The sequence below is a fragment of the Candidatus Brocadia sapporoensis genome (genome assembly GCF_001753675.2).
Taxonomy (GTDB): domain Bacteria; phylum Planctomycetota; class Brocadiia; order Brocadiales; family Brocadiaceae; genus Brocadia; species Brocadia sapporoensis.
The window spans coordinates 20,616-36,516 of the sequence record NZ_MJUW02000073.1; the positions used below are offsets into that span (position 1 = coordinate 20,616).

The window sequence follows — 15,901 nt, forward strand, 5'->3', positions numbered from 1 at the left end:
TAAGCTTCCCTACTCATTTTGCCGTGAGAAATTATGGCAGGAAAACGAAAAATAGAACCTTCTCAAAAGCCCATTGAGCAATACGAACATAAAGATAAGGAGCGACTCAACAATCCACCGGTGGGCCTGGTGGATGCCCGCACCGATAATGGCGGGCAAAAGAAGAAAAGATACCAGTACGACCCCCATCTCGACCCGCAACTGCAATGGGCAGGCAAGGCAGAGCATACCAGCTTTGAAGTGCCCACCGTAAGCCTGCACGTCCACGAACGCATCGACCCGCGCCGAATAATCGAAACCGTTAGGAAAGTGGGTAGTGGTGAGTGGCGAGTGGATAGTAAAGGCAATAAGTATTTCCATCCACTAACCACCAGGCACTTACAACTGTCTTTATTTGAAGAGCACAAAAAACCCCTCCGTGAGGCTATCGAATTTTACAAACACAAGGAAGACTGGAGCAACCGTCTCGTAGCGGGCGACAGCCTGCTCGTGATGAATTCTTTGTTAGAAAAAGAAGGCATGGGCGGCAAGGTGCAGATGGTCTACTTCGACCCTCCGTATGGCATTAAATACGGCAGCAACTTCCAGCCCTTTGTAAACAAGCGTGACGTAAAAGACGGCAAAGACGAAGACCTGACTGCCGAGCCGGAGATGATAAAAGCATTCCGTGACACCTGGGAACTCGGCATACACAGCTACCTTACCTATCTGCGTGACCGTTTGCTCTTAGCCAGAGAACTATTGCATGAAAGTGGAAGCATCTTTGTGCAGATCAGTGATGAGAATGTGCATCTGGTCAGGAATCTGATGGATGAGGTGTTTGGGGTAGAGAATTTTGTTAGTTTGATAACTTTCAGAAAAACGACGGGGGTTCAAAGTAATTACGTTGCATCAGTATCAGATTATTTGATTTGGTATGTAAAAGAAAAAACAAAAGGAAAATTCAGAGCGCTTTTTAAAGAAAAAGACTTAGACGAAAATTATCGTTTCTACATGAAAAAAACACCCTATGAGTTTGAACCTATAACAGACAGGTTGATAAAAGAAAAGGGAATAAGTGAAGTTAAATCAAAAGCATTCAGATTTGATCATCTTCTTTCTGCGGGACCATCAACAAAAGATCAATCATTTGGATTTGAAGGAAAAATATATCAACCACCAGTAAGTAATCATTGGAAGACACATATTGGTGGTATGAAAGTGTTAGCAGAGAGAGGAAGGATTTTTTCTAATGGTAAAACACTTGGTTACATACGTTATTTAAATGATTTTTCTTTGTTTCCTTACTCTAATTTCTGGGACGATACTACAACAGGAGGTTCTGGAGAAAAAATATATGTCGTACAAACAACTGCAAAAGTAATTGAACGTTGCCTCCTCATGACCACCGACCCCGGCGATCTTGTGCTGGACATCACCTGTGGCAGTGGCACAACCGCTTATGTAGCAGAAAACTGGGGCAGGAGGTGGATCACCTGCGATACCTCCCGTGTTGCAATAACTCTAGCCAAGCAGCGCCTGATGACGGCGGTATTTGATTATTATGAACTGGCACACCCCGATGAAGGCGTAGGAAGTGGTTTCAAATACAAGACCGTTCCGCACATCACCCTCAAAAGCATTGCCAACAACGAGCCACCAGCACAGGAAACCTTGTATGACCAGCCGTTTATTGATAGCAAACGATTGCGGGTGACTGGTCCATTTACCGTTGAGGCAGTACCGGCACCAGTGGCAAAATCAGTGGATAGTGAACAGTGGTTAGGGGCTAGTGATAAACTAACCACTCATCACTCGTCACTAACCACTACGAGCATCGCTCGTTCCGGAGAAACCCTGCGCCAAAGCAACTGGCGGGATGAATTGCTTCGGACCGGCGTACGGGCAAAAGGCGGCAGATTGATTGAGTTTACACGAGTAGAGCCGTTAAGCGGCACACGGTATTTACAGGCAGAGGCAGAGACTAAGAGTGGCGAGTGGACAGTGGATAGTGATGAGAAAAAACTAACCACTAATCACTCACCACTAACCACTAAGAAAGTCGTTATCTGCTTCGGCCCCGAACATGCACCGTTAGAGCAACGCATGGTGGAGCTGGCGCTGGAAGAGGCCATGCACCTGAAACCCAGGCCACAGATGATATTATTCTGCGCCTTCCAGTTTGACGAAGAGGCCGCGAAAGACATTGACGAAACCAACTGGCCGGGAGTCACCCTCCTCAAAGCCCAGATGAACGCCGACCTGCTCACCGATGATTTGAAGAAGAAACGCAGCAGTAATGAAAGCTTCTGGCTCATTGGGCAGCCGGATGTAAGAGTGATTAGTGGAGAGTGGTTAGTGGATAGTGAAGGGAGGCAAATAATATTATATGACAACGGTAAAAAGTTATCGGGACTTGATAGTCTGGCAGAAATCAATCGCATTGACAAAAAAGATTTATGCCTTTACGCAGCCGTTTCCCAAAGAAGAGATCTATGGACTGACTTCACAGATGCGCAGGGCATCCGTATCCATTGCGTGCAACATAGCGGAGGGACAGGCGAGGAACAGCACGGGGGAATTTATTCAGTTTCTGGGCATTTCCAGGGGTTCTTTAGCCGAATTGGAGACCTTGCTGTTGCTGTCAAAAGAGATGAATTTCCTCAAGGAGGAAAATTATCAGATTTTGTCAGCCGATTGCGAAGAAATAAGCAAATTATTGAATGCATTAATCAAATCACTATCCACTCGCCACTAACCACTAAACACTTAACACAAGTTGAAGTTCATGGCTTCGACTACTACAACCCCAAAACCGGAACCGTGGAAAGCGGCGGCAAGGGTGACATCGCCATGTGGATGCTCGATCCTGATTATGACGGAAGAAGTTTGTTTCCTGCGCAAGTGTTTTTCCCAATGGCAGGCGCCAAAGAAGGTTGGGCAACCTTAGCCAAAAACTTGAGAGCCGAAATTGACGAAGAAAAAATAGAAGCATTTGGCGGAACGGTTTCGCTCCCCTTCAAAGCAGGAAAAAATGTGGCAGTAAAAATTATTGATGCCAGAGGAATTGAGTCATTGAAAATTGTCAGACTGTAAATGAAAAAAAACAAAAAAATCATTGTTGAAGGCGCTGAAATCACTGTGTTCCAAAGCAGGGAACATGATTTCATCTCCCTAACGGATATGGCAAAAAGTCAAATGCAGGAAGCCATTATTATAAAGTGGCTGAGTTTGAAAAGCACCATAGAATACTTAGGTGAGTGGGAGGCTTTGTATAACCCTGATTTTAATTATACCGAATTCGGTACAATTAAAAATGCTGCCGGTAGTAACAATTTTGTGCTGTCAGTTAAAAACTGGATAGAACAAACAGGTGCCGTAGGGATAACGGCTACTGCGGGCAGATATGGCGGAACGTATGCCCATAAAGACATTGCCTTTCATTTTGGAATGTGGATTAGTCCAAAATTTCAGTTGCTTTTGGTAAAGGAATTCCAACGCCTCAAGGCGGATGAAAACGACCGTTTAAAGTTAGAATGGAATCTGCAAAGAACCCTGTCAAAAGTAAACTACCATATTCACACCGATGCTATAAAAGAAAATCTGATACCCGAGGCTCTTACCAAAGCACAAATCAACTTTGTTTATGCCAATGAAGCGGATATGTTGAATGTAGCATTATTTGGAATTACAGCAAAACAATGGCGGGATACTCATCCTGATAAAGAAGGCAATATCCGCGATTACGCCACCATTGAACAATTAGTTGTGCTTTCTAATCTGGAAAGTATTAATGCAGTATTGATTCATCAAGGCTTAACCCAGAGTGATAGACTGCTGCAATTAAATAAGGTTGCTATCACTCAGATGAAATCATTGATTAAAAACAAACCGTTGAAGGGTTTGAAATAATAGCTTATGAAAAATATCAACAAGCTGATCATTAATTCCCCTTACGTTGAGCCGCAACAGTATTGGGAATATATCAGAGACACCAGAGAATTTATTTTACAGGAAGGTCGCAGGCCGGCAGGATATGTGGTGGCTTCTGAAAGTTCAAAATCATTTGACGATCCGGGCATATTCGTTGAAATTGATTTGGTAAACACCATTCGCCCAAGAATTAAAAAATGGCGTGAAGATGGCTATCCCGGAGTTACAGGAATCACTAAACGACTTTTACAACATTGGCAAGACCCCGAAGAACGCAAAGACCGCAGGTTTTTCTTTTGTCAATTGGAAGCCATTGAAACCTTGATTTGGTTAACCGAAGCACCCGAAGCGGATAAAACAGGAATTGACATACCGAGTGATGGTGGAGAGTTTAGCCGCTGGTGCAACAAAATGGCAACAGGCTCGGGAAAAACTGTTGTAATGAGTCAACTCATTGCCTGGAATGTATTGAACAAAGTAGCCAACGGCAAAGACAACCGTTTTTCAAAAAATGTTTTAGTGGTTGCACCGGGATTAACGGTGCGCAATCGTCTTTCGGTTCTCAATCCTACTGGCCCTGAAAACTATTATGAGGAGTTCAACATTGTGCCTTCGGGGTTAATGGACTCTCTGCGTCAGGGAAAAATTAAAATCATCAACTGGCACGCTTTAGCCTGGCAAACAGAAGAAAAGATTGCAAAGAAAAAATCAGTGGATAAGCGTGGGGCAAAAAGTGATGAAGCCTATGTAAAAGAAGTATTGGGCGACATGGCAAACGCTTCAAACATCATCGTAATAAATGACGAAGCACACCACGCGTGGCGTATTCCGGCAGAAAGTAAAATCAAAGGCATTAAAAAAGAAGATATTGAAGAAAGTACTGTATGGGTTGGAGGTCTTGACCGCATTCACAGATCAAGAGGTATTTTGCGTTGTTTTGATTTCTCTGCCACACCATTTGCACCAAGTGGGAAAAAAGCAAGTGAAGAAGCTCTCTATCCCTGGATTGTTTCAGACTTCGGTTTGAATGATGCCATTGAAGCAGGTTTGGTAAAAACACCAAGAGTTGTGGTTCGTGATGATGGAAATGTGGACAAGGACTTACGATCACGTCTGTATCATATTTACATGGATGAAACGGTAAAAGACGACATCAACCAAAAGGCAGACGAATCTGTTTCGCTTCCTGATTTGATTAAAAACGCCTATCTACTTTTAGGCAAAGACTGGAAAGCAACTAAAGATGATTGGGAGGAAGCGGGTTACAAAATTCCACCGGTAATGATTACGGTGGCAAATACTACTTTTACATCTGCCCGGATAAAACATTCATTTGATAAAGACAGTTTTGCTTTATCGGTTGCTGGTTTAGGCGATCTGTGCATTCCTGAAAAAGTACTTCAGATTGACAGCAGTATTCTTCAAAAAGCAGAAGCCGAAACTTCAGAGTTTTTAGTTTTTAGTGATGAGTTTTCAGGGAAAGATGATGATAATGAAAATGAAGTTGATACGCTCGGTGAAGAACAAAAAACTAAAAACCAACAACTAAAAACCAAGATAACCAAAAAACAGCAAGCCGAACTATTAAGAAGAACAGTTGATACTGTTGGAAAAATCGGTGAACCCGGAGAACAGATTCAGAATGTAATTTCTGTGGGTATGCTTAGTGAAGGCTGGGATGCCAAAACCGTAACGCATATTATGGGTTTACGGGCATTCAGCAGTCAGTTACTGTGTGAGCAGGTGGTAGGCAGAGGATTACGGAGAACATCTTATGATGTGGGTGAAGATGGTTTGTTTGAACCTGAGTATGTAAACATATTCGGTGTTCCATTTACATTCTTACCGCATGAAGGCGGACAAGACGGCCCACCACCACCGCCTCCAAAACCAAAGACTGAGATAAAACCTGTGAAGGAAAAAGCAGCGCATGAAATCAGCTTTCCGAATGTGGTACGAATTGATCACATCTATAAACCACAATTGACTTTAGATTTAGAAAAAGTCAAGTCATTGGAACTTGACCCTTATGAATCTATCACAGAAGCGGAATTGGCTGCGATTATTGCCGGTAAACCAAATCCGGCTGCACTTTCAGAAATTGACCTGAAAGAAATCGCAGAGAAATTCAGACTACAATCCATCATTTTCAGAATTGCATCAACCATCTACAACTCCGAGAAAAAACCGGACTGGAAAGGAAGCAAGGAAACATTCCTGATTCAACTCATTAACATTATTGAGAAGTTTATCTGTTCGAACAAAATCGTTATCAAAAATCCTTTATTCAATCAGGACGAATCAAGGAAACGAATTTTGATAATGCTGAACATGAATAAAGTTGTTCAGCATATCTGGAACGAAATACGGGCAGTAAACACACAAGCATTAACACCGGTATTCGACAAAGAAAACCCCATCCGTTCAACATCTGACATCAGGACCTGGTGGACAAGCAAACCCAACGAAGCGTTTGACAAGACGCATATCAACTTTGTTGTGGTTGACAGCAAGTGGGAATACCTGGAAGCCAAAACAATCAATGAATCAAAAGTTGTGGAATCGTTCGTTAAAAACGACCATTTGAATTTTGTAATCTACTATAACTACCAGGGTGTCGTAAGGCGTTTCTTCCCTGATTTTATTTGTAAACTGACAAATGGAGAATATTTAATAATAGAAACTAAGGGGCAAGACAACGAACAGAATAAAACAAAACGGGCCTACCTTGACGAATGGTGCAGAGCAGTGAACGAGCATGGTGGGTTCGGGAAATGGGGTTGGGCGGTGTCATTTGATCCCAATGATCTGGAAAGATTATTGTCCAATGCCTACAATGGAATCCCATAGAACTACCGTGTACAGCCCATGCCATGGACAAGTAAACCTTGAAGAGTATTTAAAATAAGGATGATGTTTTCAGACAGTGCATTCGTGGTGAAAGAAAGAAAAAAGAACTACCCTGTTCTCTCTGATCTGAAGGGGATAGATGGGGGGGGTTGCTAACAAGGGTTATTTAGTCTTTAAAGGACAAAAGTATCTATTTTCGTTCAGATGCTATTTGTGGATAGCAACAAAAGAGGATGCTGTATTTGTGTCGGGGGGAACGGAATTAAGATAATACATATTACAAATTTAAGAAGTGTGTACCCGTATCTGTCCGTAAAAATCTGTGTTCCAATAAAATTCAGGGAGGGATGATGAAGATTATTTCCTTTGGCGACGTCCATGAAGATATTAAAGATCTGGTAAAAATAAAACCGGATCTGGAAACGGCGGATTTAATTGTGCTGTCCGGAGATTTGACCAATTGTCATGGAAAGACTGAGACGAAAAAAGTATTAGATGCTATTAAAAGATACAACAAAAACATACTCGCACAGTATGGAAATATGGATATGCCGGAAGTAGATGATTATTTAACGAAAGAAGGTATAAATCTGCATGGGGAGGGCTACGTCTTTGGTGACGTGGGTATATTTGGTTGCGGCGGTTCGAGTCCAACGCCTTTTCACACACCATCAGAGATTAGTGAGGCAGATATCGGGCGGTTTTTAACAAACGGCTATAGCAGGGTGAAAGACGCAAACTGGAAGGTCATGGTCTGCCATACTCCTCCCAAGGATACGGCAACGGATATCATTCAAAATGGTATGCACGTAGGGAGTCAAACGGTCAGAGATTTTATTCTCAACTATAAGCCCCATGTCTGTATAACTGGCCATATTCATGAGTCGAGGGCAAAGGATAATGTGGGCGATACCATTGTTTTAAACGCCGGCATGTTCAGGGATGGATGGTATATCGAGGTTATTATCGATAAAAAAAGTGTATCCGCAGTCTTGAAATCCGTTGCTTAAATTAGGATGGGTTTTAAAAGATAACACCCAATGACTTTTCGTCCACCCCTACCATGAGGGGAATTACAAAGTCCCCTCTCTGGAGGGGATTTAGGGGTGGGTGAGCGGCACAATGAAAAAATTTGAATTTCCTATACATTATATTAGGCAGACTTTGGCAGCGATTTTAAGTTCCCCTCTAAAAAAGGAGCCGGGATGTGTCACAAGGCAGTGCATGTTTTGCCTTTTACTGAAAAGAAAGATTGTCTTGAAAATTTTGCTTCAAAATACCCGATAATACAAATCCCTTTGCCTTGCCTCATATCCGAGATCGTTGATAAGCGACTCTATCTCCTCTTTGCTCATCTGATAGCTAACCCCGGCCGCCCGCACTACATTTTCTTCAATCATCGTACTGCCCATGTCATTGGCGCCGAATTTTAACGAAAGTTGGGCGATCTTGGCCCCCTGGGTAACCCATGATGCCTGGATACTTGGAATGTTATCTAAATAAAGACGTGCGATGGCAATCGTTCTTAAATACTCGTAACTTCCGATTAGTGCCGCATCCACCTGGGTATTTTTGGGTTGAAATGTCCATGCAATAAAGGCGGTAAAGCCACCCGTTTCGTCCTGAAGTCTCCGGATTTTTTCCAGATGCTCCACACGCTCTTCAAGGGTTTCAATATGGCCAAACATCATGGTAGCCGTGGTGCGCATGCCAAGCTTATGAGCCTCGCGCATGACGTCGAGCCATTCCTGTGCTGTGCATTTATTCGGGCTCAGGAGTCTGCGACAGCGGTCTACCAGGATTTCTGCGCCACCGCCTGGGATCGAATCGAGTCCTGCAATTTTGAGTCTTTGTATGACATCATGGACCGGAATACCATTTAGTTTTGAGAAATGAACAATTTCCGGCGGAGAAAAGGCATGAATATGGATGTCGTATTTCTTCTTAACGGATGTTAACAGGTCTGTGTAAAAGTCCAGCTTTAAGGAAGGATGCAGACCGCCCTGCATGAGAATTTGGCGGCCTCCCAGCGTTTGGGTTTCTTCTATTTTTTTGAATAGAGCATTTTTTGGAATAATATATCCGTCGCTGTGTTGTACCTCCTTGTAAAAGGCGCAGAATTTACACCCCGATGTGCAGATGTTCGTATAATTGATATTCCGGTCGATGATGTAAGTCCGGTAATTTTCCGGATGCTTTTTTTTGCAGACTTCATCGGCCGCCATCCCCAGGATGGTAAGGTCTTTTGTGGAGAATAATTTTATACTTTCCTGTGAAGATAATCTTTCTGCATTACTGGATTTTTCAAGAATGGTGTCGATTTCATCGGATAGAATAGCCATAGTTGTGTTTTCCAAAAACAATTTTATTTTTAACAAAATACGTGAATAAAGCTAACCCTGCCCGGGTTAGCCTCTGGATTTCCTGCTTAAGATCTTGCCTTTTCCAATTCGTTCTGATTAGCTTTTATTGAGAACAATTTCCATGCCCTCAGGAGCAAGCCCCAAAGATGTCGCATGCTGATAAAATGTCTGAAGTCCCTTTATCTCTTCTTTGCCCAAATTATAGTGAATCGAGTTTGTAAGGTACTTCTGACATCTCTCCTGGGTTAATTGAAGACGTTGAGATTCGATCGTTGCCAGCGCCTTTACAGATCGGATACCCGCCTCTTTCGCGTCCCGTAACAGCTTGTTTATACCAGGTATGTGATGACCCTTCTTCACAACCCAGACGGCGTAAACGAAAGGGAGTCCGGTGTATTCAAACCACGCCTGTCCTAAATCCAGGGTAATGTATTCATCGTTATTCATCTTCATTGCATTGTCGCCAATGAGGAGAACGGCATCAATATTAGCGCCGGAGATATCATCCCGGTTATCCCATGGTGTGTAGTAAGGAGTAAGATGATACTGCTCCTTGAAGATAATCTTTGTCAATGCACAGGAGGTCAGGGAGCTTTTATCCAGTGCTGCGGTACGGATGTTTTGTATAGGAACCTTTGAAAATATCTTTACACTCTCGACAGTTCCATAGGACGAGATGGAAATATCCGGGATGATGGCATAATTGCCGCTTCTGAAATACTCAATTGAAGGGATGATGGCTACGTCAATCTGATCATTGTTCAGCATCGTTGGAAGGAGCGAAGGCACCTCAAATGATAACACGATTGAATCTGTGTATTGATTTAATCCGTAAATCAATGGTTTGGCGTTCATGTAAGGGACGATACCGAGCCGGAGTTTTTTCGCCATAATACGCTAAATGCCCTTGCCTAAATAAAGCTTCTTGTATAAACTATGTTTCTAATAAAATGTAAATAAATATTATACGACTTTTCTTCTTAGTTCTTCAATAAAGAATTGTGGCAACCGTTTTCAATAATTCTGTAAAGAAAGGAATAGAGATATGAACAATGGATTTTACCGGGCTGGCCCATTAAAAAGATTTATTGTGTGTGTAGGCATTGCGTTAATAACCGGCAGTGTTATCACGTACAAGCCTATCTATGCTGAGGGGCAGACTAAATATAGTAAGGATTTTTTTGATAAGGCGGAACCGATAAAGCTAAAAGATTCCCTGGCGAGTATGCTCGGTGCGATGGATAAAGGGGGAGTGTTTGTTTATACCTATGCCGATGCCGTTAAATTTGCAGGTCATTCCTGTCCTGCAGTTGCCGGCGCCTATAAGTCTGCACAGATGGCATTAAAGGTATTATACGGTGATGAAATACCGGTGAGGGGAAATATACGGGTTACCTTCAGGGGAGATGTCACCTATAAGGTAAACGGGCCGATTTCACAGATAATAACCATGATAACCGGGGCTGCCGCTGAAAACGGATTCCAGGGGTTTGGCCCGGCTGGAAAACATGGAAGGCATAATTTAATGACTTTTGACAAAGACCATATGCCGGATCCTAAAACGACCTGTGACATTATATTCCAAAGAATTGATAACGGAAAAAAGACGGAAGTACTATATTGCGTCGAACATGTGCCAGGCAATGAACGCATGGACAAACTAACGCCTCTTGTGCTTTCTGGCAAAGCGTCTGAAGATGAAGCGAAGGAGTTTGGCAACCTGTGGCAGGAACGTGTCAAAACGATCCTCCTGAACCCGCCTGAAGGTACATTTATTCTGAAAGAGGTCAAGGAGTAACAGGCAAAGTTTTCTTTTAGAAGGGATCCAATGCATCCTTCATTCCTTCTAATCTGTACCGTAGACCAACTTTTCCTATCGTATCACGTAGTAGTTAACAGGAGTCTATTTCTATGAAGAATCTATCTTTAACAATGATTATCTGGTTAATAAGCTTGCTAACTATTAGATATGCCCATGCACAACAGGAGCAGGAATTCCTGCTCACGAACGTTTCGGATAATCCTGTCATGCCGGAGCCTTATAAATCTAAGGAACCTCCGTGTCGTGTTTCCTTGCATAAATATGAATATGCAGCTCAGTTTATTTATGGAATACAAAAAGAGCACGAAAATATGAGGCTTGCAAGGGGGTGTTATATAACGTCAATAACGGTACATAACCCGAACGATGCCGATGTGAGATTTTTTAAAAACCTTGTGTTAACGCACACGTCAGACGGGCAAAATACCGGTAAGGTAATGCCGATGGGTGAAAATGTCTTGAAAGCAGGCGAGGCAGTGGAAATAACAGGAGAGGATGTTCAAAAAGAGTTGTTTCCAAACGGATTTCCGTCATCTTATATAAAAGGGTTGTTTATTATCCGAAGTACGGAAAGTCTGGATGTTGCTGCACTTTACGAAACAGCGACGATTGATCCTGAAAACAACATAGAAGCCCTGAATGATATCGATATTAAACAAATTTGTGGGCGGGAAATTCAACAAAAACCCCTTCCAGACCTTGTTATTCGGCATTTTGATGCAAGCCAACTCTATTCTGATTGCTATGATTGGCCGGAAACATGTGTTACGAGGGTGACTTTTACCGTTGAAAATATTGGAAACAAGGCAGCGGGATCGTTTAATATCCGGGTGGTATTTGATCCTGCTCAGTCTGTCGTTGTTAATCAGGCGGTGTTGGGTTTAGATGCAGGCGCATCTCAGACATTTACAATAAAAACCCCGCCCGGAAGAAGTTGTTTCGATCCGGATTGTACGGTTTGTGTTAAGGTTGATAGCGAAAATACGGTTACAGAATCAGACGAAGAGAATAATTATCTCTGTGTAAATAAATCAGAAAAAAACGAACTGGAAGGAAAATGAGAGCAACCCGTTTCAATGAAACCGGTATCTTCTAAAGATGATTTGTATCGTTTTGTCAAGAGTCATGAGTAAAATTAACCCTGTCGGGACAGACTCACTATCTTATCCTGGTTTCAGGTGACTGCAACGAAGCGGATTTAATATGACAAATTGTATAATAAATATTTTAAAAGGTTAAAAGGAGACCAATGTCATGAGGTGTTTTAAAGCTATTTGTTTAAAAGGTACTGCTTTGTTAATCCTTGCGGTTACGTATTTACCAGGCGCCTTTGCAAGTGATTTACCGTTACATGCCGAACTGAAGGAGGCTCTTCGTATCGCAGTGAAAGAAAATAATGGCGGTTTTGGTTTTCACATGTGGGCGACGGTGGTAGATCGGGATGGTGTGGTAAGGGCGGTAGTATTTTCCGGGAGGGACAGAGGAGACCAATGGCCAGGCAGCCGGGTCATTTCAGCCCAAAAGGCAAATACCGCAAATGCTTTTAGCCTGCCAGAGTTTGCGTTATCGACCGCAAATCTTTTCTCTGCAGTGCAGCCGGGCGGTAGTTTATTTGGATTACAGGAGAGTAATCCGGTTTCTCCAGAAGAAGCGTATGAGGGTTCTTCCGAAAAATACGGTACGGAAAAAGACCCCATGGTTGGCCATAAGATAGGGGGGGTGAATGTATTTGGAGGAGGTTTGGCGTTGTATAACCGTGAGGGAAAACTGGTTGGCGCTTTGGGTGTGAGCGGCGACAGCTCTTGCGCCGACCACAATATTGCATGGAAGGTGCGGCATAGACTAGAGCTGGACTATGTTCCAGCCGGCGTTAGCCCATTAAAAGACGATAATATTGTCTATGACATTACCAATGGTATTAGTGCGAGCGGATGGGGTCACCCGCAATGCTCTCCGGAAGCAGCCAGAATTGCCCAGGAATTTCCTAAAACGCATCCGGTGAGGAAAAGGAAAGAATAATGGTAACACGTTAGTTTTTTGAAAAAATTCAGTAATGATGCGATTATCATACCCGGTAGAGGCAATTCATGAATTGCCTCTACACGTTGACACTAAGGCATTTTCAGTTATTGATATTTTCAAAAAAATAAAGTTTTAATGATAATTTTTAGCGGATCATGGGTATCCTCTTTCACAGCAAGGGAACAAGGAGAAGACAGCAGGCTTTCTTGTGACGAAGAGAAATAATTCCTTACGTTCTTTTGTTTAGTCACCCTCTCCCTTTTTCATAATGAAGATCGGCAATATAATGACATTTGACAATATTATCGAGTTGCGTTAACATTGGTGGGCGATAAAAGGCTTCCGCTGTAAAAAGACTGAAAATATTTTTCTAAGTAAAGACACAAAGAGCACAAAGAAAAGAATTTAGACTTTTTTGTGTCCTTTGTATCTGTGAGGTAAAATTCGTTTTTGATTGCAGCGCTGCTGCGTTAGTGTCTGACAAAATATATTTTACATTTTCAGCTTCGGCAAAAAACGTAGCGCCGATCCCTTGTGGTCGGACTTTGGTGGGGGATAACCGCCCGCGCTACGCATTCCGACTTGTTCTGGTTAGGATGTAATAATATAGTATGTTTTAAAGCACAAGGGTAATAAACTCGTGGCAAAAGATTTTGTAAACCCTGCGTTAAAAAAATTTCTCTCCTACATAAAGCCTTACCGTCGGTTGATTATGATAGCCACCTTTTGCGGGCTTTTGAAATACAACATCCCGTTAATCTTTCCCTGGATTTTTAAAGATGTGATCGATCATTTGCTATCGCCGTCTTCGTATGATGTTATAAAATTACATTACACCATGCTGGCTATGATTGGGCTTTATATGTTTTGGGCAGTGGTTACTTATTTTCGTTCCTACTATGCGGATCAGGCTGGCCAAAGACTTGTTTTCGATTTGAGAAATGAACTATATATTCATCTCCAGCGGATGTCGCTGAGTTTCTATGAAAAACGTCAGGTGGGATCGATTGCATCACGTCTCCTGGGTGATATCGCGGTTGCTCAAAATTTTATTGGCGCTGCTTTTACCAACACGGTCATGGATGCAAGTTCTCTCTTTTTGATCATCTTTCTTCTCTTCCGTATGAATTGGAAATTGGCTCTGGTTTCCCTCTCGATATTCCCTTTTTACGTCGTGTTAAACAAACACTTCAAATCTCAGATCAAAAAAACCAGCAAACTGGCTCATCAGAAGATGGAGGAAATCTCCGGAAATATTCACGAAAAGCTCGGCGGTATTTCCATTATACAATCTTACACACGGGAGAAGGCGGAGGAAAAACACTTTTTTCAGGATAACCTTGAATACCTATTCTATCAGTTAAGACATATACAACATCACGCTATGGCGCAATCCGTTGTCGGTTTCTTGACTTCCATTGCGCCGGTTCTCGTCGTCTGGTTTGGAGCCATGCTAGTTATTTATGGTCATCTTACGGTTGGCGAGTTAACGGCTTTCTATGCCTATTTGGGTATGTTTTACAACCCGCTTAACCGGCTTACGGAACTCAATATTGTTTTAGCAAATTCTCAATCAGCGATGGAAAGGATCTTTGAGGTGTTTAATACTTCTCCCGAGATTGTGGACCGTTCTACTGCTATGGAAATTGGAGCTGTTAAGGGTGATGTTAAATTCGTAAACGTTCACTTCGCCTACGAAATGTCAAAGACCGCCCTGAAGGACATTAACTTACAGATACCGGCCGGTTGTACCGTGGCGCTGGTAGGACCGAGCGGGGCTGGTAAATCTACTTTTGTCAAGCTTATCCCAAGATTCTACGATGTTACCGGAGGAGAGATCACTATTGATGGACGGGATATCAGGGATATTAAGCTCCGTTGTCTGAGAGGACACATCGCTACGGTTCCTCAGGAACCGATCTTGTTTTCTGGAACAGTCTACGAAAATATTCTGTTTGGCAAGTCCAATGTCAACGAGGAGGATATTCGCGCCGCAACGATTTCTGCAAATGCCCATGACTTTATTTGCAAATTGCCGAAGGGCTATCAAACGGAAATCGGCGAAGGCGGCCTAAGGCTTTCAGGAGGACAAAGACAGCGCATTGCCCTAGCCCGGGCCTTTTTGAAAGATGCACCTATTCTGATTTTAGACGAAGCGACTTCCTCGTTAGATTCAAAGTCAGAAAACCTGATCCAGGAGGCGCTGAAAAGATTAATGAAAGGCAGGACGACGATAATTATAGCTCACAGGCTTTCTACGATTCAATCAGCGGATATGATCGTTGTCTTTGACAACGGCGAGATTGTGGAAACCGGTAAACACCAGGAACTATTACAACATCCGTATGGCCATTATCGGCAGTTATTTGACGAACAATTCCATAAGAAATATGCAATGAACAACTGAAGAGTCTGAGGTTGTTTGCTATGGGTATTGTAATTGAAGTTGACCGCCGGGAAAGAGATGCCGGGATTCCGGAGAAACCCAGCATAACTAAAGACGTGGTTGTCTGAGAACAACACTTTTCTGTTGATCATCATCGCATTATTGTTGAACAAAAGACAACAAGAGACTTTTTTGAACCCGTTATTGACGGACGTCTGTTTTCTCAGACATCCTGTTTAAAATGGTGCATAGAAATGTCTGTAATGGTATTCAAAGTCAGATCTATTTCATACTGGTTTTATACTGGATCACAGACAAACAAAGGTGTGATCATCTTTATATCCATTCCTCAGAAAATGCCCTTAATCTTTTCATAAACCCCCTTGTGGTACGGCTGATATATTGATAATGGCTGGAATTCATGATGCGAACCCTTATCCAAGCGTAATTTTTTATGAGAGAGATAAAGATAATGAAATGCCTGATTTTACGTAACTATTCAGCGAAACGGATGGTGAGAGAGAATATTTTCTCAGAATAGTTAGG

General features: G+C 42.6%; 10 protein-coding genes. 8 read left to right on the forward strand and 2 right to left on the reverse strand.

Features of this window, described 5'->3' with window-relative positions:
• Positions 1-33: 33 nt before the first annotated feature.
• The 4 genes from BIY37_RS14465 (at position 34) to BIY37_RS06375 (ending at position 7,772) form a co-directional block, all read left to right on the forward strand.
• Complete coding sequence (locus BIY37_RS14465; RefSeq protein ID WP_070067004.1) at positions 34-3,075, forward strand: site-specific DNA-methyltransferase; 3,042 nt, start codon at positions 34-36, stop codon at positions 3,073-3,075.
• Positions 3,076-3,891, forward strand: coding sequence for a KilA-N domain-containing protein (locus BIY37_RS06365; protein WP_070067005.1), 816 nt, complete (start codon positions 3,076-3,078; stop codon positions 3,889-3,891).
• A 6-nt stretch (positions 3,892-3,897) separates the two neighbouring features.
• Positions 3,898-6,762, forward strand: a complete 2,865-nt coding sequence (locus tag BIY37_RS06370) for a BPTD_3080 family restriction endonuclease (RefSeq protein WP_070067006.1) — start codon at positions 3,898-3,900, stop codon at positions 6,760-6,762.
• Positions 6,763-7,109: 347 nt separating this feature from the next.
• On the forward strand, positions 7,110-7,772 hold the full coding sequence (locus BIY37_RS06375) for a metallophosphoesterase (RefSeq protein ID WP_070067007.1): 663 nt from the start codon (positions 7,110-7,112) through the stop codon (positions 7,770-7,772).
• A gap of 261 nt (positions 7,773-8,033) precedes the next feature.
• Here BIY37_RS06375 and mqnC read toward each other — a convergent pair whose 3' ends face one another.
• Complete coding sequence (gene mqnC, locus BIY37_RS06380) at positions 8,034-9,104, reverse strand: cyclic dehypoxanthinyl futalosine synthase (RefSeq protein ID WP_070067008.1); 1,071 nt, start codon at positions 9,102-9,104, stop codon at positions 8,034-8,036.
• 117 nt (positions 9,105-9,221) lie between these two features.
• On the reverse strand, positions 9,222-10,016 hold the full coding sequence (locus tag BIY37_RS06385; RefSeq protein WP_070067009.1) for a menaquinone biosynthetic enzyme MqnA/MqnD family protein: 795 nt from the start codon (positions 10,014-10,016) through the stop codon (positions 9,222-9,224).
• A gap of 154 nt (positions 10,017-10,170) precedes the next feature.
• Here BIY37_RS06385 and BIY37_RS06390 point away from each other — a divergent pair, with 154 nt between their 5' ends.
• The 4 genes from BIY37_RS06390 (at position 10,171) to BIY37_RS06405 (ending at position 15,376) form a co-directional block, all read left to right on the forward strand.
• Positions 10,171-10,923 carry an FmdE family protein gene (locus BIY37_RS06390; protein ID WP_080324896.1) on the forward strand — a complete coding sequence of 251 codons (753 nt, stop codon included), beginning with the start codon at positions 10,171-10,173 and terminating at the stop codon, positions 10,921-10,923.
• A 113-nt stretch (positions 10,924-11,036) separates the two neighbouring features.
• A complete protein-coding gene (locus BIY37_RS06395; protein ID WP_070067010.1) occupies positions 11,037-12,008 on the forward strand; it encodes a CARDB domain-containing protein in 972 nt (323 codons plus the stop codon).
• Positions 12,009-12,201: 193 nt separating this feature from the next.
• Positions 12,202-12,966, forward strand: coding sequence for a GlcG/HbpS family heme-binding protein (locus tag BIY37_RS06400; protein ID WP_080324897.1), 765 nt, complete (start codon positions 12,202-12,204; stop codon positions 12,964-12,966).
• Between the two features lie 643 nt (positions 12,967-13,609).
• Positions 13,610-15,376 carry an ABC transporter ATP-binding protein gene (locus BIY37_RS06405; protein WP_230402454.1) on the forward strand — a complete coding sequence of 589 codons (1,767 nt, stop codon included), beginning with the start codon at positions 13,610-13,612 and terminating at the stop codon, positions 15,374-15,376.
• The last annotated feature ends 525 nt before the right edge of the window (positions 15,377-15,901 follow it).